Below are 15,719 nucleotides of genomic sequence, written 5' to 3' on the forward strand. Positions count from 1 at the left end.
TCAGCATTGATGTCGCCTGACACACCGCTTTCGCGAGCAAGCCCGCTCCCACAGTGGATCGCACTCCAGCAGTCAGCCCCCTGTCAGTGCCGCGACAACCAATCCCACATTATTTTCCAGCTCTGCCACGGGGTCAGCGGCGTCGGTGCTCAGTACCAGCAGGCGACTGCCGCCCTCGCTGATGGCCGCCTTCACGGCATCCGAAGGCTGGCGATGATGCAGCACCAGCGCCACGTCGTTGTCTTTCAACATGGTGGTCAATTGCTTGAGGGCTTCGGCTGTCCAGTCGGCGTCGGGCCGGGCATCGGTGCTGAGGGCATCCAGGTTGAGCCCGCTAATCAAGTAACCCAAGTGCTCGCTTAGGCTGACCACGCTCAAGTTGTCGGCACTGGCGAGCCGCTTTTCGCTGTCGGCGCTGAGTTTGAGCAGCCGTTGCTTGAGGGCCGCCAGGTTGGTATCGATTTTCGGTTTGGCCGCTGGGGCCAGGCGCACCAGGTCGGCGGCGATCACGTCGGCCATGCGTCCCAGGTTATGGCTGGCCATCCACGGCTGGCTCGCCAGGCCGTCGGCCATGCCCGGTTGCACGGCAATCCCGGGCAGGGCGCCGTCCACCGGGCGGGCGGCGTCGACTTCGACGATGCGAATATTGCTGCGGCGGGCCATGGGGTACAGCGGATCGTCCGGCCATAGCGAGCGCAGGCCGATCACTCCGTCGGCCTCGCCGGCCAGTTTGCTCAGGGCCGGCGCCCCCCGGCCGCTGAAATAGGCACTCTGCCGGGTGCCGGGCAGATTGGCGGGTGCGGCTCGCTCCAGGCTGACGTCGGTGCCCTTGAGCAAGGCTTCACTCAATCCGTAGGTGACCGGCAGCGATGCCAGCAGGCGCACTTTTTCGCTGGCAAATGACGAGGTGACGGCCACGCTGCATAGCGCTACGGCGAGGGCCAGTTGTCGCAATGAGAAAACCATTTATCCAAGATTCCCTTTGAGGCTGGGGACGACGCCACGGGCGATGGCGCTCAGGGCGAAAGCGATGCCGGCCACCAGGATGATCGCGGCGCCGGATGGGATCGGCAGGTCGAACACAATTGGCGCGAGAATCCCGCACAAGGTACTGAGGGTGGCGATCAGCACCGAACACCAGAAAAACCCTTTCAACGACTGGCTGAGCAGGCGCGCCGCCGCTGCCGGAATGACCAGCAACGCCCCCACCAGAATCGCGCCGATGACTTTCACCGCCGCTACGGTGATCAGCGTCACCAGCACCACGAACAGGTAATCCAGGGTCTTGACCGCCACCCCGCGTACCGCCGCCAGTTGCGGGTTGAAGCTGGCGAGCATGATGCGGTTATAGAGCGGCAACGCCAGGGCCATGACTAATGAACCGACCACGGCCAGCACCAGCAGGTCATTGCCATTGACCGTCAGTACCGAGCCAAACAGTACGTTCTCCAGGATATGCACGTTGATCTTGCCCGCCAGGATTAGCAGCAGGCTGGCGCCCAGGGCCAGGGACACCGAAAGGAAGACGCCGATCAGCGTGTCCGGCGCCAGGCCGGTACGGTTGCGCAGGTAATTGAGCAGGATGCCGAACAGCAGGCAGTAACCGAACAGGCTGCCATATGGTCCGGTGTAGGGTTCGCCGAGCAGGATGCCGACCGCCACGCCGGTCAGCGCCGCATGGCCCACCGCCTCGGAGAAAAACGCGAAACGCTTGACCACCACCAGCGTGCCGAGGCCGCCCAGTACCGGGCCGATCAACAACCCGGCCAGCAAAGCATTGACCACGAACCCGTAGGCCAGCGCTTCGGGCAGGTAACCGGCCGAAGCCCAGCCCTGGACCATCAAACGAAAGGCTTCGTAACTCATCAGGCGGCGCTCCCGTTCGTGCGTGGATGGGTGGAAAACAGCGTCAGCAAGCGCTCTGGGGTCAGGGTCTGGCCTGGCGGGCCGTCGAACAGCACCTTGCGGTTCAGGCCGGTGACACGGTCGGCCAGGCGCCCGACGGCTTCCAGGTCATGTTCGATCCACAGCACGGTGATGCCGGCCTGCCGCCAGTCCTGCAGCAACCGTTCGAACACCTGGATGCCGGCCTCGTCCAGGGCCGACATCGGCTCATCCAGCACTAGCAACTGTGGGGGCGGAATCAGGCCCTGGGCCAGCAACACCCGCTGGCGCTCGCCGCCGGACAGCGCGCCCATGCGCCGCTTGCGTTTATCCTGCATGCCCACGCGTTCCAAAGCCTGGCCGATAGCGTCGGCGTAATGCTTGCTCAAGCCGAGAAAGGCCGGTCGCCGCTGACACATCGCCGCCATGAAATCGTCCACGGTCATGGGCAGGCCTCGGTCGAATTCCAGCGCCTGGGGCACGTAGCCGATCACACCGGGTTCGCCCGGCCATTGCAGGCTCAGGCGTCCCTGGTGCGGCATCTGCCCCAGCATGGTCTTGATCAACGAACTCTTTCCGCCGCCATTAGGGCCCACCAAAGCATGGATACTGCCGGGTTCCACCTGGAATGCCACGCTGTCGAGGATGGTGGTGCGGCCCAGGTTCAGGCTGACATCGGCGAACTCAATGGAGGGGCCGACGCGATTCAGGGTGAGGGTTTCCGGGACGGTCATGCGCCGGACTCCTGGATCGCCCGGACCACGGTATCGAGATTGCCGGCCATTTCCTTTTCGTACTTCTCGGCGCTGTAGTCGCCGTAGGAAATGTGCGAGAGCGGGTACAGTTTCACCCCTGATTCACGCTGGATGGTGTCGACGTAGGTGGACGGAAAATCCATTTCCGAGAAGATCACTTTCACGTCCAGCTCGCGCAGTTGGTCGATGGTCTTTTTCAACTGGCTGGGGCTCGGTTCGATGCCGTGGGCTGGCTCGACCACGGCGGTCACTTCCAGGCCGAATTCGCGCAGCAGGTAGTCGTAGGCGGCGTGCACCGTGGCGACCCGTAGCTCGGCATTGGGCGCCTGGGTCAGTTTCGCCAGGGCGGCAGCGCGCATCTGGCGCAGGCGCTTGCCGTAGGCGCGGGCATTTTGGGTGTAGGCCTTGGCGTTGTCCGGGTCGAGCTTGCCCAGCTCCCGGGCGATGTTATTGACCTGGGCAATGGAGGCGCTGATGGACAGGAACGTGTGTGGGTTGACGACCTTGCCAGCGCCTCGGGCGGCGGTGCCGGTGGCGGCGAGCAGGGGCACGTTTTCGTTGGCCTCGATCACCTTCACGTTCGGGGTTTCGCTGGCGGCGATCATGCGGTCGGCGAAATCGTCGTGGCCCACGCCGTTGAGCACGATCACGTCGAGGCCGCTGATGCGTTTGATGTCCTCGGCCCGTGGTTCATAGGCATGAGGGTTGAAACCGGCCGGGATCAGCGGAACCACCTCGGCCTTGTCGCCGACGATGTTCGCCACGTAGCTGTAATACGGGTGCAAGGTGATGCCGATGCGCAGGCGCTTGGCTGTTTCGGCATTCACCGGCGAGGTGAACAGACAGGCCAGCAGGCCGATCAACAGCAGGCGCAGCAAGGGGCGGCGTTGAGATGCAATAGGCATGGGCGAAGGGTCTTCTCTCGAATAAGGGCGTGGGATCAGTGCCGGTGCTGACGGGTTACGCCAGCGTCGAATTGCGCGACGATCTGTTGCCAGCCGGCGGCGGACAAGGCGGAGTCGTCCAGCGCGGTGGGGGCAGTGAGGCCGTTGCTGCGATTGAGCCAGATGTCGGGAGCGGCGTCGGACGCTTCGCTGATGCGCATCAGAAACGAACCGGCAACGGATGAGTTGCTGCTCGCGCCGAAGTAGGCCCGGTCTTCGAGCTGTTGCCAGGCATGGCCGCCGCGGCTGATGGAGCTGGCGTCCAGGGTGAACGGGGCAAAGCCTTCGTCGGCCAGCGTCTGCGGGCCGGGCAGGCGCTGTTGTTCTTCGCGTAGCAGGCGGATTTCATCCAGGGTCACCCGCAGGTCGGCATAGATGCCTTGTTCGGCGGCGTTGAGGTCGCGGCGCGCGTCGAGTTGGTTCGAGGCCAGGTGAGTGGCGTCATCGGTTTTGCCATGCCAGGCCACCACAGACCCGGCCACCAGCATGATGAACAGGCACAGCAGCAACACATACAGGGTTTCATGGCCCGCGCCGGCCGGGCGGATGACTTGGGTGGTGGGATTGCTCATGGGGCCTCGATGTCGGCTTGGTCGATTTCCACCACGTGGCCGGGGCCGGCGTCGAAGAGCACGTAGAATTCGGCGTTCGGTTTCTTGAAGGTCAGCGTCGAGTCGGCACCGAGCTTGCCTGGGACGAGGATGGTCTCGTCATAGCCGATCACATCCAGGGTCACCCCGGGCGCACCGCTGCCATCGGAAAAACCGCCGGTGCACTGGATCTGTTCGGCATCGATGGCCTTGCATTCGCACATCGGGTTGTGGGCCAGGGCGCTGCTGGCGAAACCGGCGCAGAGCAGCAGCGCCAGGCTGTTGAGAGAGGTGCGGGGGATCATGGTTGGGCTCCTTGGGTTTTCAGCCAGGCAATGGTGGCGGGGGAGGCCTGGCTCAGGGGAATGGCGGCTTGGTGCATCGAGCCGTCCCAGCCCTCGAGGGTTATCCACAGTTCGGCGTCGAGCGGGGTCTTTTGCGGCACTGGCAACAGGGCCCCCATGCGATAGGGCGAACCGAAGAAAATCACCCCGGCGGCCCGCAGGCTGCGAGGCTTGCCGATGCGCAGGTAGGTGGCCTTGACCTCGCCGATGCAGCGTTGGCACAGGGCTGCGTTGAAATGTTTCATATGCCCGGCCGGGCCATCGGGGCGTGGGGCTTCGTTGCGAAACTCGGCAAGACGCAGGCTCCACGGTCCGACCTGGACTTCGCCGATCTCCCGCTCGCCAAGCCCGGTATCCCCGCGAAACAGAGCCGCTTCCGAGAAATACTTGGGCATGAAACCCAGGGGAATCAGCAGCAACAGCACATTGAGGTGAAAGCGCCATTTGTGCCAGAACAGGCTCAGGCGTGACGGTGATGAGGCGGTATTGGACGGATTCAAACGTTGCCCTCCGATGATTCACGATGGACGGACGGTTGCAATGCCTGGGTGATCCGGGCTTCACGGGGCGGTTTCTGGCTGCGCTTGAAGGCATTGGCGGTGGCCAGGGCCGTGCGTTTGGTCCAGATCAGCAGCCCGCTGAGGACCATCATGCTCAGGACCAAGCCGAAGAAGAACCAGATGAGCTTGATCCAGAGGCCGCCGAAATCCCCGGTGTGCAAGGGGCGCATGGATTCGGTGACGAACTCCAGCGGCGTACGGTCCGACAACAGTCGCGAGGCAGCCACGTCACCGTTGTAGGGATTGATGGTGGCGGTCTGGAACATCAACGGGTACCAACCACGGCCGCCGATTTCCAGGTGGCTGTAGGCATTGCCGGGCAGGCTGACGAAACTGGCGTCCAGGCCCGGGATTCGCTGCTGGGCGATTTCAATCGCGCGGTCCAGGCTAAGTTGCTGCGGTGCAAGACCATCGGTTGACAGCGGAACGCTTTCCCGCGCCACCACTGGAATGACGGGCGCGCTGGAAATGGAAATCTGATTGTCCGACAGCACGGCCTCGATCAGGAACCAGGTGCCGGTAATGGAAATCACCGCGATGAACCAGATCGACCAGATACCGCTGAGTCGGTGGAAATCTCCCCAGAAAATCCGCGCACCGTGGCGGATGCGCAACGTCGGGCGGAAAAAGCCTTTCCAGAAACGCTTGTAGACCACCAGCCCGGTCACCAGGGAGGCCAGTAACGGCAATCCCAGCAAGGACACCAGGTACCAGCCCCAGCTATAGCCGTTGGTGAACGGCACCAGCCACCAGCCATGCAGGGCACGGGTGAATCCCCTGAAATTGAACGCCGGCGCCGAGCCCTGGATCACGCCGCTGTACGGGTTGACGTAAACCGTGTCGGGGCGCCCGTCGGGATAGGTCACCTTGGCTTCCAGCGCAAAATGCGATTCGTCCGGACGCGCGATGCTCAGCACCTGGGTCAGTGGTTGGGCTTGCTTGATCGCGGCAATCACTTGGTCATAGCTGAGCAGCGGGGCATCGTCCGATGGCTTGCTGGCACGCATGTCGGGGTTGGCCAGCCAGACGATCTCCTGGCTGACCACCGCCAGGGTGCCGGTGACGCAGACGATGAGCACAAAAAACCAGATGGGCAATGCCAGCCAGCTGTGCACCAGGAACCAGAGTTTGGAGCGGGACTTCTTCGACATGATTGAACGTCTTGATTCGATGAAAGGCTCTGGATTACGGGCTTCGCAACCCCTTGAACCCTGAAAAAACGGCCGTGGCTTTTGCCGACGCGGCCGGTTGCATCTAATTAAGACGAACCAGCAAGTGAAATCCTGAAGGGAAAGATGAAAGAAAATGTTTCGCGTTTAGCATCACGGCCTTTTGTGGCCAGGGACAAGCTCCCTGGCCACAAGGGCAGATTGCTTCAGGCAAGTCAGCCTTGCTGTTGGAACATCTCCCTGGCCCTTTGCTCGATCTGCTCCTGGCTCAGATCCTCCTTATGCGTTGCCAGGAACCACAGATGCCCATAGGGATCTTTCAAGGTGCCGGTGCGATCTCCGTAGAATTGGTCCTTGACCTCGGAAATCACCGTGCCACCGGCGGCAATGGCCTGGGCAAATGCGCTGTCCACGTCCTCGACATATAAATGCAGGCCGACCGATGGCGATTGGTCCGGGTTGCTCAGCGGGCCTTGGTCGCAAGGCGTACCGAGCATGATCGGAAAACCGTTGATCCGCAGTTCGGCGTGGCCGATGCCTCCGTCGGGCATGGCCAGGCGCATGACCTCGGTGGCATTGAAGGCTTTTTTGTAGAAGTCGATGGCTTCGGCGGCTTTTTGAATGCCCAGGTAGGGCGTGATGTTATGGAAACCTTCGGGAATGGCTTTGACGCCCATGACGTTTCTCCTTGTTGTTATGGGAGGCGAAGAGAGTCTTCGTCGATTTGCGCCCATCCACTATAGGTCAGCAGCCGTGGGCGGGCTCATGCCCCGACGAACGCTTCAGGGCTGTTCCAGTAGGTGCGCCCCCGGCCCTTGTTTGCCCAGCGCGTCGCCCTGATTGCGTAGTGGGCAAGCTTCCATCGACAGGCATCCGCAGCCGATGCAGCCGTTGAGTCGATCACGCAGCGTCACCAATTGGTTGATGCGCTCGTCCAGGTCTCGGCCCCATTGCGCCGACAAGGTCTGCCAGTCGGCGGCGGTTGGGGCGCGGTTGTCCGGCAGGTTCTTCAAGGCCTCGCCGATTTCCGCCAAGGGGATGCCCAGGCGCTGGGCGACCTTGATCAGCGCCACGCGGCGCAATACCGCCCGTGGGTATCGACGTTGGTTGCCCGGGTTACGCGTGCTTTTGATCAGTCCCTTGGCTTCATAGAAATGCAGGGCGGTGACCGCCACACCGCTGCGAGCGGCCACTTGGCCGACGGTGAGTTCCTTGTGGACATCTATCTGCGTCATCGCTTCAATTCACCGCTTGACCTCAAGTTAACTAGAGGTTTTACCCTGCGCGTCTTCGGATCGCAAGATCCGCCTTACCTGCATAGGGGACCTTTCATGCAATCACCAAGGAACAATCGCAGCTTCACCCAACTGATGGAATTCGACATCGAGCCTCAATGGCAGCAGGCGCTGGTCACGGCCTTGTCGGAACAGACCGAACGCCTGGCCCGGGACCACCAGGGGTTCCTGAGTGCCAGCATCCAGGTCAGCGAGGATGGTCGGCGCGTGCTCAACTATTTGCAGTGGCAAACCCGCGAGGCAGGCGAGGCGGCGCTTCGAAGCTTCGAAAGTGGCGAGCAGGATTTCTGGCGGCTGATCCAGGCACACCGAGCCAAAGCCGTGACGTTCGGTTCGTTCCAGGTGCTACGCAACATCGAGCGCAGCCTGGACAATGCGCTGCATTGCCAGTTGGTCGACTGAGCGAAGCGACTGATCCGCAAAGGCAATAGCCACTATCGAGAGGGTTGATTTCTGCCGCGCAGGGCTGGCGGGTAGCCTTTGTTCATCGCCCAACTCCAGAACACCGGACACCTGCCATGAACCGTACCCTCGCTATTTTACTGCTGTTGACCGCAACCGTATTGAGCGGCTGTGCCTCCTCGTCTCCGGAGCTGCGTCCTTACACCGCCGACGAAGCTCGCGAACTTGCGCTGGAGGCCTTGAATCGTCGCGGCCTCTCCTTCGAGGAGTATCACGCGAAAAAGGCCGAGTTGCTTGGCACGGCACAAAAGAACGTTGGCTTCGACGACCGGGGCGAGATGAGTGCTGAGCGGGCCGTGCAACAGCCTGGTCGGTCGAGCTGAAAGACTGTACCGCTCGAAGTTTTGCTCAACTGTCCATGGGACGCCAGCAGGACGTGGGGTAGGGTCATCACCTGACTCACCGCCCGATGGATTGTCCTGACATGACCCTTTCGCTTGACCTGTTGCTGGGCTTCGCCCTGTTTGCCCTGGTGACCTCGATCACGCCAGGCCCTAACAACACCATGTTGTTGGCTTCGGGTGTCAATTTCGGTTTCAACCGCACCATTCCGCACATGCTGGGTATCACCTGCGGGTTCTTTTCCCTGGTGCTGGCGGTGGGCCTTGGCCTGGGCGCGGTGTTCCAGACTTATCCACTGCTCTATACCGCACTGCGCTACATCGGCGCGGCGTACCTGCTGTACCTGGCGTGGAAAATAGCCCACTCCGGCCCGGTTTCGGAAAGTCAGCCGGGGGACAATACGCCGATCAGCTATTGGGGCGCGGCGGCGTTCCAGTGGGTCAACCCCAAGGCCTGGATCATGGCCATCGGTGCCATCAGTACCTACACGCCACTCCAGGGTTACTTCTTCAATGTGTTGGTGATTGCAGCGGTGTTTGCCCTGATCAATCTACCCAGCGTGAGCCTGTGGGTGGTGTGTGGCAGTCTGTTGCGCAACCTGTTGCGTGATCGTCGCTGGCTGCGCCTGTTCAATTGGGGCATGGCGCTGCTGTTGGTCGCTTCGCTGTATCCGTTGTTGCTCGAAAGCATCAGTTGAGGGCTGAGCTTCGACGCGATGCCTGCTAAGCTCGCTGTTCAGGAGCGTTCCTACGCACTTTTAAACGAAGTCCGACTTCTTTAAGGTCTTCGATCAGGTATTGCTAGTCTCGAACCCAACGAGGGCGCCTGATCCCGGAGCAGGCTCTGCGAGTTTCCTATGAATAAACGTCCTTTGTATTTCGATTACGCCGCCACCACGCCGGTGGATGAGCGGGTCATCCGGGTCATGGTCGAGTGTCTGGGCTTTGACGGCAACTTCGGCAACCCGGCTTCCAGTTCCCATGCCTTCGGCCAGGAGGCCCGGCGCTCGGTGGAGCGTGCCCGCCAGCAGGTGGCGCAATTGGTGGGGGCTCAGCCCGAACAGATCGTCTGGACTTCCGGCGCCACGGAATCCAACAACCTGGCCCTCAAGGGGGTGGCCCAGGCGCGCGCAGGTTCTGCCGGCCATGTCATCACCAGCCGGATCGAACACAAGGCGATTCTCGATACGGCACGCCAGCTCGAGGACAGTGGCGTCGCGGTAACCTGGCTGGCGCCGGACGCCGAGGGCCTGATCAGCCCGCAAGCGGTTCGCGAGGCGTTGCGCGAAGACACGTTCCTGGTATCGCTGATGCTGGTGAACAATGAGTTGGGTACCGTCAACGATGTCGTCGCCATTGGCGAGATCGTTCGCGAGCACGGTGCGCTGTTCCATGTGGACGCAGCCCAGGGCGCCGGCAAGGTGCAGATCGACCTGTCTCGTTGGCCAGTGGACCTGATGTCTTTTTCCGCGCATAAAATCTACGGCCCCAAGGGCATCGGCGCGCTCTACGTGGGCGACCGGGCCCGGCCACGGCTGTCGGCGCAGATTCATGGCGGTGGACATGAAGGCGGTTTGCGCTCCGGGACCCTGGCGACGCACCAGATCGCAGCCATGGGGGCCGCATTTGAGCTGGCCTCAGCGGCATTCGACGAAGAACTCGCTAAAATCGCCCGGTTGCGCAATCGTTTGCTCGAGCCGCTGCTGGCCTTGCCCGGTGTGCGTATCAACGGCAGCGCGAGCCAACGGATTCCTCACACGCTGAGCCTGACGTTCAACGAGGGTGAGTTCAATCCGGCGACATTGGGTGCATCGATTGCATTTTCCGCGACCTCGGCCTGCAATTCGGCACACAACACCCCGTCCCATGTGCTGCTGGCCCTGGGGCACGATGCACGCGCGGCCGGGCGGACCATTCGCTTGAGCCTGGGCCGCTTTACCACCGAGCAGGATATCGACGAGGCGGTGCGGCTGATCCAGGCGGCATGCGCGACTGCGCCGGCGTTATGGGCCACGACTTCATAAGCCGTCCTCGGCATCGAACAACAATATCAATGAACAGGAGAAACAATGAGCACCGAGCCTTTGCCCCATGAACGGGTTCCCCAGCGCCTGGCCCGAATCCGCCAACTGATGAGTCGAGAGGGCATTCACGCGCTGCTGGTGCCATCGGCTGACCCGCATCTTTCCGAGTACCTGCCGGGCTATTGGCAAGGACGACAATGGCTGTCGGGGTTCCACGGTTCGGTGGGTACCTTGATCGTGACCGGCAATTTCGCCGGCGTATGGGCTGACAGCCGTTATTGGGAGCAGGCGACCAAGGAACTGGAGGGCAGCGGTATTGAGCTGGTCAAGCTGATTCCAGGCCAGCCCGGCCCCTTGGACTGGTTGGCCGAACAAACGCCCGAGGGTGGGGTGGTCGCGGTCGACGGTGCGGTCATGGCCGTCGCATCGGCCCGTACCCTGGGTGGCAAACTTGCCGAACGCGGCGCGCGGTTGCGCACCGATATCGATCTGCTCAAGGAGGTCTGGACCGATCGCCCAAGCTTGCCGGATCAACCGGTCTACGCCCATTTGCCGCCCCAGGCGACCGTCAGCCGGGTCGAGAAACTCGCCAAGTTGCGCGAATCCCTCAAGGAGCGTGGCGCCGACTGGCATTTCATCGCCACGCTGGATGACATCGCCTGGTTGTTCAACCTGCGCGGCGCGGATGTGTCGTTCAACCCCGTGTTCGTCTCCTTTGCCTTGATCAACCAGCAACAGGCAACGTTGTTCGTGGCCCTGGACAAGGTCGACGCATCGCTGCGTGCCGTTCTTGAACAGGACGGCGTGACCCTGCGCGATTACAGCGAAGCCACCGCCGCGTTGCGTGAAGTGCCGGACGGCGCGAGCCTGCAGATCGATCCGGCGCGGGTTACGGTCGGCTTGCTGGATAACCTGGGCAGCGGTGTGAAGCTGGTCGAGGGCCTCAATCCAACGACGCTGGCCAAGTCCCGCAAGAGCTTGGCCGACGCCGAGCACATCCGCCGGGCCATGGAGCAGGATGGCGCGGCGCTCTGTGAGTTCTTCGCCTGGCTGGAGAGCGCCTGGGGGCGCGAGCGCATCACCGAACTGACCATCGATGAGCACCTGACCGCCGCTCGCATGCGCCGGCCGGACTTCGTCTCCCTGAGCTTCAATACCATCGCCGCCTTTAACGCCAACGGCGCGATGCCTCATTACCATGCCACGGAAGAAGCCCATGCGGTCATCGAAGGTGATGGCCTGTTGCTGATCGATTCCGGCGGCCAGTATTTGGGCGGCACCACTGATATCACTCGCATGGTGCCGGTCGGAACACCGACCGCTGAGCAGAAGCGTGACTGCACGCGGGTGCTCAAAGGCGTGATTGCCCTGTCCCGGGCCAAGTTTCCGCGGGGCATTCTTTCACCGTTGCTGGATGCTATCGCCCGCGCACCGATCTGGGCGGAGCAGGTGGATTACGGCCACGGCACTGGCCATGGCGTCGGCTATTTCCTCAATGTTCACGAAGGCCCGCAGGTGATTGCCTATCAAGCCGCTACCGCGCCGCAAACGGCGATGCAGGCAGGCATGATCACCTCCATCGAACCGGGCACTTATCGTCCCGGTCGCTGGGGTGTGCGTATCGAGAACCTGGTGTTGAACCGCGAAGCCGGGAGCAGTGAGTTCGGCGAATTCCTTGAGTTCGAAACCCTGACCCTGTGCCCGATCGACACACGCTGCCTGGAGCCTTCGCTGCTGACCCAGGACGAAAAAGACTGGTTCAACGCCTACCACGCCGAAGTTCAGCGTCGATTGAGCCCGTTGCTGGACGGCGATGCACTGCAATGGCTCGATACGCGGACGATGGCCATTTGAAGTAGAGGATCAGGTGAGGGCTTCACGGACGAAGTCCAGCCGATCCTGGCCGAAGAACATCTCTTCGCCGACAAACATGCTCGGAGCACCGAATACGCCTCGTCCGATGGCTTCTTCAGTGGCGGTCTTGAGTGCTTGCTTGACCTGCTCGTCGTTCGTCAGGGTCAGTACGTAGTCGGCGTCGAAAGCGCCTTCGTCCAGGATCGCTGCGACAGTCGCGAGGTCATTGAGGTTGCGGCCGTCCACCCAAAAGGCGCGGAACAGGCAGTCGATGAAGGCCTCGAAGCGTTCAGGATGGCGCAGTTGCATGCCGGTCACGGCGCGCATCAGTTGCAGCGTATTGATGGGGAAGTGTGGATTGAACTGGAAGGCGACGCCGTAGCGCTTGGCGAAGCGATTCAGATCCTTGAACAGATAAGGGTTCTTGGCCGGCACTGTTGCCGGTGAGGCATTGCCGGTTGCCTTGAAGACGCCGCCCAGTAACATCGGACGATAGATCAACTGACTGTTTGTCTGTGCGCACAGCGTCGGCAACTGGGTATAGGCCAGGTACGTGGTCGGGCTGCCGAGATCGAAGTAAAACTCCACCGATTTGCTCATGGTATCCGCTCTCTTGTTGTTTTAAAGGGGTGGCTTTACCAGCGTTCGCTCCAAGGGCGCAGGTCCAACTCGAAGGTCCAGGCGTCGCGGGGTTGGCTGTGCAGGTACCAGTAATTGTCGGCGATGTGTTCAGGGTTCAGGATGCCGTCCTGATCCTTGGTGGCATATTTTTCCGGGAAATTATCGCGGATGAAGTCGGTGTCGATGGCGCCGTCCACCACTACGTGAGCCACATGAATATTCAGCGGCCCCAGCTCACGGGCCATGCTCTGGGCCAATGCCCGGATGCCATGCTTGGCGCCTGCGAATGCGGCAAACCCCGAAGCTCCGCGCAATCCTGCCGTTGCGCCGGTAAACAGGATCGTCCCGCGCTGGCGCTTGACCATGCGCCTGGCCACTTCCCGTGCATTGAGAAAGCCTGAGAAGCAGGCCATTTCCCATATCTTGAAATACTTGCGCGCGGTTTCTTCGAGGATGCTGCACGGAACGTTGGCGCCGATGTTGAATACAAAGGCTTCGATCGGACCGATCTGATTCTCGATTTGCTCGATGAGCGCAATCACGTCATCTTCTTTGCGCGCATCACAGGCAAACCCGTGGGCTTCTCCACCTTGAGCGCGGATTCCATCCACCAGAGGCTGGAGTTTGTCGGCGCTACGACGGGTAACACAGGCAACAAAACCTTCCTGCGCAAAGCGCTTGGCAATCGCTCCGCCGGTGGAGTCGCCCGCGCCGACAACCAGTACGACCTTCTTGTTATTCATGGCCCGCCTCATTGGTAAACGATCGTTAACTAAACGGACGTTATGCTAAGGTCCGGCAAGCGTCAAGGTGAGTAATTCAGGGGCAAGTCCATGCGATATTCAGCCAATCACAAAATGGAAACCCGCGAGAAACTGCTCGCCAGCAGTGCTATTTCCGCCAAGAAATCGGGTTTTTCCACGGTCGGCGTCGATGGCCTGATGAAAGCGATCGGGTTGAGCGGCGGTGCGTTCTATAGCCACTTTTCCTCCAAGGATGAGCTTTTCAAAGCCATCGTTGAGCGGGAGTTGGCCCAAAGCCTGGATCGCCTGAGCGGAGACGGTGCGATGGATTCGACCAAGCTGGAGCGCTGCCTCAAGCAGTACTTGAGCATGAGTCACGTTGAGCAGCCCGAAGCAGGTTGTGCGTTGCCGGTGTTGGGCGCCGAGATTGCGCGATCGGATGCCCAGGTGAGGGAGGCGGCGCAAACGTGGATCTGTCGTTTGCACGAAAGCTGGGCGCGGATATTGGGAAGCGACAGCCTGGCTTGGGCCATCCTGTCTCAATGTGTGGGAGCGTTGGTTGTTGCGCGGATGCTGGTCACGCCGCAGGTCCAGCGCGATGTCCTCAAGTCCAGTCATGAGGAAATCTGTCGCCGAATGGCCGAGCAGGGGCTCGACTGACGTGGCTTATTTGCAGATGACGATCATGCTGCGGCTGGTATAGCCAGCGGGGTTGAGCCCGAAAGGATAATCCCCGGGTTCTTCGACGGCGTCGCCGGATTTGGCAATGACCTTATAACCCTTGGGAGCGCATGAGTTGGCGGCACTGGCGGCGCACTGCTCCCAGGATGAGGACAAACCGGAGCAGTTGATGTGCAGGCCTTTCTTGCCGCGCTTGACTTCAGTTTTCGACGTTGCTGCACAGCCCGCTATTGCAAGTGCGGCGATCAGTATCAAAATTCGTTTCATTCCCGTCCTTATGATCTTCGTGGATCTTGTGTCCACGTACGATCATGTTTGCTCTCGCTTGAAGCGTTCATGACTTCCTGTATGAAAAAATCCATGTCTGGCATTAGGTTACCGGCCTAAACATGGCCTAAATGCGCGGCAAATACCAGACCTTCGTGAAATCCTGCTTCAATCTGCCGCGACGACGGGTTTCGCGGTGTTGGCCATGGTCAGTGTTGCGCCGACCGATGCCAGGATGATGCAGGCAATGGCGGTCCACTGGGCCAAGGACAAGTACTCCTGGAGAAAGACAAGCCCTGACAAGGCCGCGATTGCCGGTTCGATGCTCATCAGAGTGCCGAAAGTGCGGGCTGGCATTCGGGTCAGGGCGATCATTTCCAGGGTATAGGGCAGGGCTGTAGACAGGATGGCGACACCGATGGCGATTGGAATCAGGCTCGGCGTGAGCAGTGCGGTGCCCGCATGCACGATGCCAATAGGTGCGACGAACAGGGCGGCGATCATCACGCCCAATGCGGCGGTCTGCACACCATTGTCCGCGCCGGCCTTCTGGCCGAACAGAATGTACAACGCCCAGCAGAAACCTGCGCCCAGTGCGTAGCCGGCTCCAAGCAGGTCAATACCGGCTGTGGTCGCACCGCTCGGTATGAGTAGCAGCAAGCCAGCCACTGCCAGGGCAATCCAGAGAAAGTCGATTGCCCGGCGCGAGGCGTAAATGGCAACTGCCAGTGGGCCGGTGAATTCCAGTGCCACGGCAATGCCCAGTGGAACGGTGCGAACCGACATATAGAAGAGAAAGTTCATGCCGCCCAATGCCATCCCATAAACGATCACGGTGCGCAGGGATTGGGCGGTGAGCTTGGCACGCCAGGGGCGTAGCAATAACAGCATGATGAGACTGGCAAAAATGAGTCGCAGTGTCGTAGTGCCTTGTGCGCCCACCACCGGGAACATGCTTTTGGCGAGGGAGGCTCCCGATTGAATAGAAGCCATGGCTATTAATAGCAGGGCAACCGGGTAGAGGGTGGAGGCCAGGCTGCGATGTGGAGGGGGTGTCATTACGGGGTGTCGTCCAGGAATAAAGGCGGAAGGCTTAGTTGAGCAGTATATTGCGCATATGAAGTGATTCCGTCTATATATCTGGGTAGATTTAAGTGCCGTCTCGGGTTGCAGATAGAAAAATCA

The 15,719-nt window shown here is 61.1% G+C and carries 20 protein-coding genes; 6 read left to right on the forward strand and 14 right to left on the reverse strand.

Translation table 11 applies throughout. The features are described from left to right. Positions 1-72: 72 nt before the first annotated feature. The 10 genes from AC30D9_RS23290 to soxR form a co-directional block, all read right to left on the reverse strand. On the reverse strand, positions 73-966 hold the full coding sequence (locus AC30D9_RS23290; protein WP_490144933.1) for a metal ABC transporter solute-binding protein, Zn/Mn family: 894 nt from the start codon (positions 964-966) through the stop codon (positions 73-75). Next, the gene (locus AC30D9_RS23295; protein WP_134925185.1) at positions 967-1,866 is read right to left on the reverse strand and encodes a metal ABC transporter permease; all 900 of its coding nucleotides are present in this window, start codon (positions 1,864-1,866) and stop codon (positions 967-969) included. Next, entirely contained in the window at positions 1,866-2,618 is a 753-nt protein-coding gene (locus tag AC30D9_RS23300; protein WP_490144934.1) for a metal ABC transporter ATP-binding protein, read from the reverse strand. The genes AC30D9_RS23295 and AC30D9_RS23300 overlap by 1 nt, the downstream gene beginning before the upstream one ends. Then, positions 2,615-3,544: a metal ABC transporter solute-binding protein, Zn/Mn family gene (locus AC30D9_RS23305; protein WP_134925183.1), complete on the reverse strand. Its 930-nt coding sequence runs from the start codon at positions 3,542-3,544 to the stop codon at positions 2,615-2,617. The genes AC30D9_RS23300 and AC30D9_RS23305 overlap by 4 nt, the downstream gene beginning before the upstream one ends. 35 nt (positions 3,545-3,579) lie before the next feature. After that, positions 3,580-4,155, reverse strand: coding sequence for a DUF6162 family protein (locus AC30D9_RS23310; protein ID WP_490144935.1), 576 nt, complete (start codon positions 4,153-4,155; stop codon positions 3,580-3,582). Beyond that, on the reverse strand, positions 4,152-4,478 hold the full coding sequence (locus AC30D9_RS23315; protein ID WP_490144936.1) for a hypothetical protein: 327 nt from the start codon (positions 4,476-4,478) through the stop codon (positions 4,152-4,154). Before AC30D9_RS23315 ends, AC30D9_RS23310 begins: the two co-directional genes overlap by 4 nt. After that, positions 4,475-5,017, reverse strand: a complete 543-nt coding sequence (locus AC30D9_RS23320; protein ID WP_134925180.1) for a thiamine pyrophosphate-binding protein — start codon at positions 5,015-5,017, stop codon at positions 4,475-4,477. The genes AC30D9_RS23315 and AC30D9_RS23320 overlap by 4 nt, the downstream gene beginning before the upstream one ends. Further along, complete coding sequence (locus tag AC30D9_RS23325) at positions 5,014-6,228, reverse strand: PepSY-associated TM helix domain-containing protein (protein WP_490144937.1); 1,215 nt, start codon at positions 6,226-6,228, stop codon at positions 5,014-5,016. The genes AC30D9_RS23320 and AC30D9_RS23325 overlap by 4 nt, the downstream gene beginning before the upstream one ends. 233 nt (positions 6,229-6,461) lie before the next feature. Then, positions 6,462-6,923, reverse strand: coding sequence for a VOC family protein (locus AC30D9_RS23330; protein WP_077508672.1), 462 nt, complete (start codon positions 6,921-6,923; stop codon positions 6,462-6,464). Between the two features lie 105 nt (positions 6,924-7,028). Continuing rightward, positions 7,029-7,481, reverse strand: coding sequence for a redox-sensitive transcriptional activator SoxR (gene soxR, locus AC30D9_RS23335; protein ID WP_490144938.1), 453 nt, complete (start codon positions 7,479-7,481; stop codon positions 7,029-7,031). 96 nt (positions 7,482-7,577) lie between these two features. Between soxR and AC30D9_RS23340 the strand changes: the two genes are divergently transcribed. The 5 genes from AC30D9_RS23340 to AC30D9_RS23360 all read left to right on the forward strand — a co-directional run bounded on the left by AC30D9_RS23340 (position 7,578) and on the right by AC30D9_RS23360 (position 12,222). Then, the gene (locus AC30D9_RS23340; protein WP_307573804.1) at positions 7,578-7,943 is read left to right on the forward strand and encodes an antibiotic biosynthesis monooxygenase; all 366 of its coding nucleotides are present in this window, start codon (positions 7,578-7,580) and stop codon (positions 7,941-7,943) included. A 116-nt stretch (positions 7,944-8,059) separates the two neighbouring features. After that, complete coding sequence (locus AC30D9_RS23345) at positions 8,060-8,326, forward strand: hypothetical protein (RefSeq protein ID WP_490144939.1); 267 nt, start codon at positions 8,060-8,062, stop codon at positions 8,324-8,326. Between the two features lie 101 nt (positions 8,327-8,427). Further along, positions 8,428-9,042 carry a LysE family translocator gene (locus AC30D9_RS23350; RefSeq protein ID WP_014337373.1) on the forward strand — a complete coding sequence of 205 codons (615 nt, stop codon included), beginning with the start codon at positions 8,428-8,430 and terminating at the stop codon, positions 9,040-9,042. A gap of 159 nt (positions 9,043-9,201) precedes the next feature. Continuing rightward, entirely contained in the window at positions 9,202-10,368 is a 1,167-nt protein-coding gene (locus AC30D9_RS23355; RefSeq protein ID WP_490144940.1) for a cysteine desulfurase family protein, read from the forward strand. Positions 10,369-10,413: 45 nt separating this feature from the next. Continuing rightward, a complete protein-coding gene (locus AC30D9_RS23360) occupies positions 10,414-12,222 on the forward strand; it encodes an aminopeptidase P family protein (protein WP_134925174.1) in 1,809 nt (602 codons plus the stop codon). A 9-nt stretch (positions 12,223-12,231) separates the two neighbouring features. Here the strand turns inward: AC30D9_RS23360 and AC30D9_RS23365 are convergent, their stop codons facing one another. Both AC30D9_RS23365 and AC30D9_RS23370 read right to left on the reverse strand, forming a co-directional pair. Then, positions 12,232-12,822 carry a 2-hydroxychromene-2-carboxylate isomerase gene (locus AC30D9_RS23365; RefSeq protein ID WP_134925173.1) on the reverse strand — a complete coding sequence of 197 codons (591 nt, stop codon included), beginning with the start codon at positions 12,820-12,822 and terminating at the stop codon, positions 12,232-12,234. A gap of 35 nt (positions 12,823-12,857) precedes the next feature. Beyond that, entirely contained in the window at positions 12,858-13,586 is a 729-nt protein-coding gene (locus AC30D9_RS23370; protein ID WP_134925172.1) for an SDR family oxidoreductase, read from the reverse strand. Between the two features lie 90 nt (positions 13,587-13,676). Here AC30D9_RS23370 and AC30D9_RS23375 point away from each other — a divergent pair, with 90 nt between their 5' ends. After that, positions 13,677-14,246 (forward strand): TetR/AcrR family transcriptional regulator, encoded by a 570-nt coding sequence (locus AC30D9_RS23375; protein ID WP_307573792.1) that lies wholly within the window; start codon positions 13,677-13,679, stop codon positions 14,244-14,246. A gap of 6 nt (positions 14,247-14,252) precedes the next feature. Here AC30D9_RS23375 and AC30D9_RS23380 read toward each other — a convergent pair whose 3' ends face one another. Continuing rightward, a complete protein-coding gene (locus AC30D9_RS23380; RefSeq protein WP_134925170.1) occupies positions 14,253-14,534 on the reverse strand; it encodes a hypothetical protein in 282 nt (93 codons plus the stop codon). Positions 14,535-14,702: 168 nt separating this feature from the next. After that, positions 14,703-15,593 carry a threonine/homoserine exporter RhtA gene (gene rhtA, locus AC30D9_RS23385; protein WP_134925169.1) on the reverse strand — a complete coding sequence of 297 codons (891 nt, stop codon included), beginning with the start codon at positions 15,591-15,593 and terminating at the stop codon, positions 14,703-14,705. Positions 15,594-15,719 lie beyond the last annotated feature (126 nt).

The organism is Pseudomonas sp. DF11 (assembly GCF_058148565.1).

Coding starts and splice junctions, on each gene's coding strand:
- AC30D9_RS23290 (WP_490144933.1), bottom strand. CDS start 966: ATGGTTTTCTCATTGCGACAACTGGCCCTCGCCGTAGCGCTATGCAGC.
- AC30D9_RS23295 (WP_134925185.1), bottom strand. CDS start 1,866: ATGAGTTACGAAGCCTTTCGTTTGATGGTCCAGGGCTGGGCTTCGGCC.
- AC30D9_RS23300 (WP_490144934.1), bottom strand. CDS start 2,618: ATGACCGTCCCGGAAACCCTCACCCTGAATCGCGTCGGCCCCTCCATT.
- AC30D9_RS23305 (WP_134925183.1), bottom strand. CDS start 3,544: ATGCCTATTGCATCTCAACGCCGCCCCTTGCTGCGCCTGCTGTTGATC.
- AC30D9_RS23310 (WP_490144935.1), bottom strand. CDS start 4,155: ATGAGCAATCCCACCACCCAAGTCATCCGCCCGGCCGGCGCGGGCCAT.
- AC30D9_RS23315 (WP_490144936.1), bottom strand. CDS start 4,478: ATGATCCCCCGCACCTCTCTCAACAGCCTGGCGCTGCTGCTCTGCGCC.
- AC30D9_RS23325 (WP_490144937.1), bottom strand. CDS start 6,228: ATGTCGAAGAAGTCCCGCTCCAAACTCTGGTTCCTGGTGCACAGCTGG.
- AC30D9_RS23330 (WP_077508672.1), bottom strand. CDS start 6,923: ATGGGCGTCAAAGCCATTCCCGAAGGTTTCCATAACATCACGCCCTAC.
- soxR (WP_490144938.1), bottom strand. CDS start 7,481: ATGACGCAGATAGATGTCCACAAGGAACTCACCGTCGGCCAAGTGGCC.
- AC30D9_RS23340 (WP_307573804.1), top strand. CDS start 7,578: ATGCAATCACCAAGGAACAATCGCAGCTTCACCCAACTGATGGAATTC.
- AC30D9_RS23345 (WP_490144939.1), top strand. CDS start 8,060: ATGAACCGTACCCTCGCTATTTTACTGCTGTTGACCGCAACCGTATTG.
- AC30D9_RS23350 (WP_014337373.1), top strand. CDS start 8,428: ATGACCCTTTCGCTTGACCTGTTGCTGGGCTTCGCCCTGTTTGCCCTG.
- AC30D9_RS23355 (WP_490144940.1), top strand. CDS start 9,202: ATGAATAAACGTCCTTTGTATTTCGATTACGCCGCCACCACGCCGGTG.
- AC30D9_RS23360 (WP_134925174.1), top strand. CDS start 10,414: ATGAGCACCGAGCCTTTGCCCCATGAACGGGTTCCCCAGCGCCTGGCC.
- AC30D9_RS23365 (WP_134925173.1), bottom strand. CDS start 12,822: ATGAGCAAATCGGTGGAGTTTTACTTCGATCTCGGCAGCCCGACCACG.
- AC30D9_RS23370 (WP_134925172.1), bottom strand. CDS start 13,586: ATGAATAACAAGAAGGTCGTACTGGTTGTCGGCGCGGGCGACTCCACC.
- AC30D9_RS23375 (WP_307573792.1), top strand. CDS start 13,677: ATGCGATATTCAGCCAATCACAAAATGGAAACCCGCGAGAAACTGCTC.
- AC30D9_RS23380 (WP_134925170.1), bottom strand. CDS start 14,534: ATGAAACGAATTTTGATACTGATCGCCGCACTTGCAATAGCGGGCTGT.
- rhtA (WP_134925169.1), bottom strand. CDS start 15,593: ATGACACCCCCTCCACATCGCAGCCTGGCCTCCACCCTCTACCCGGTT.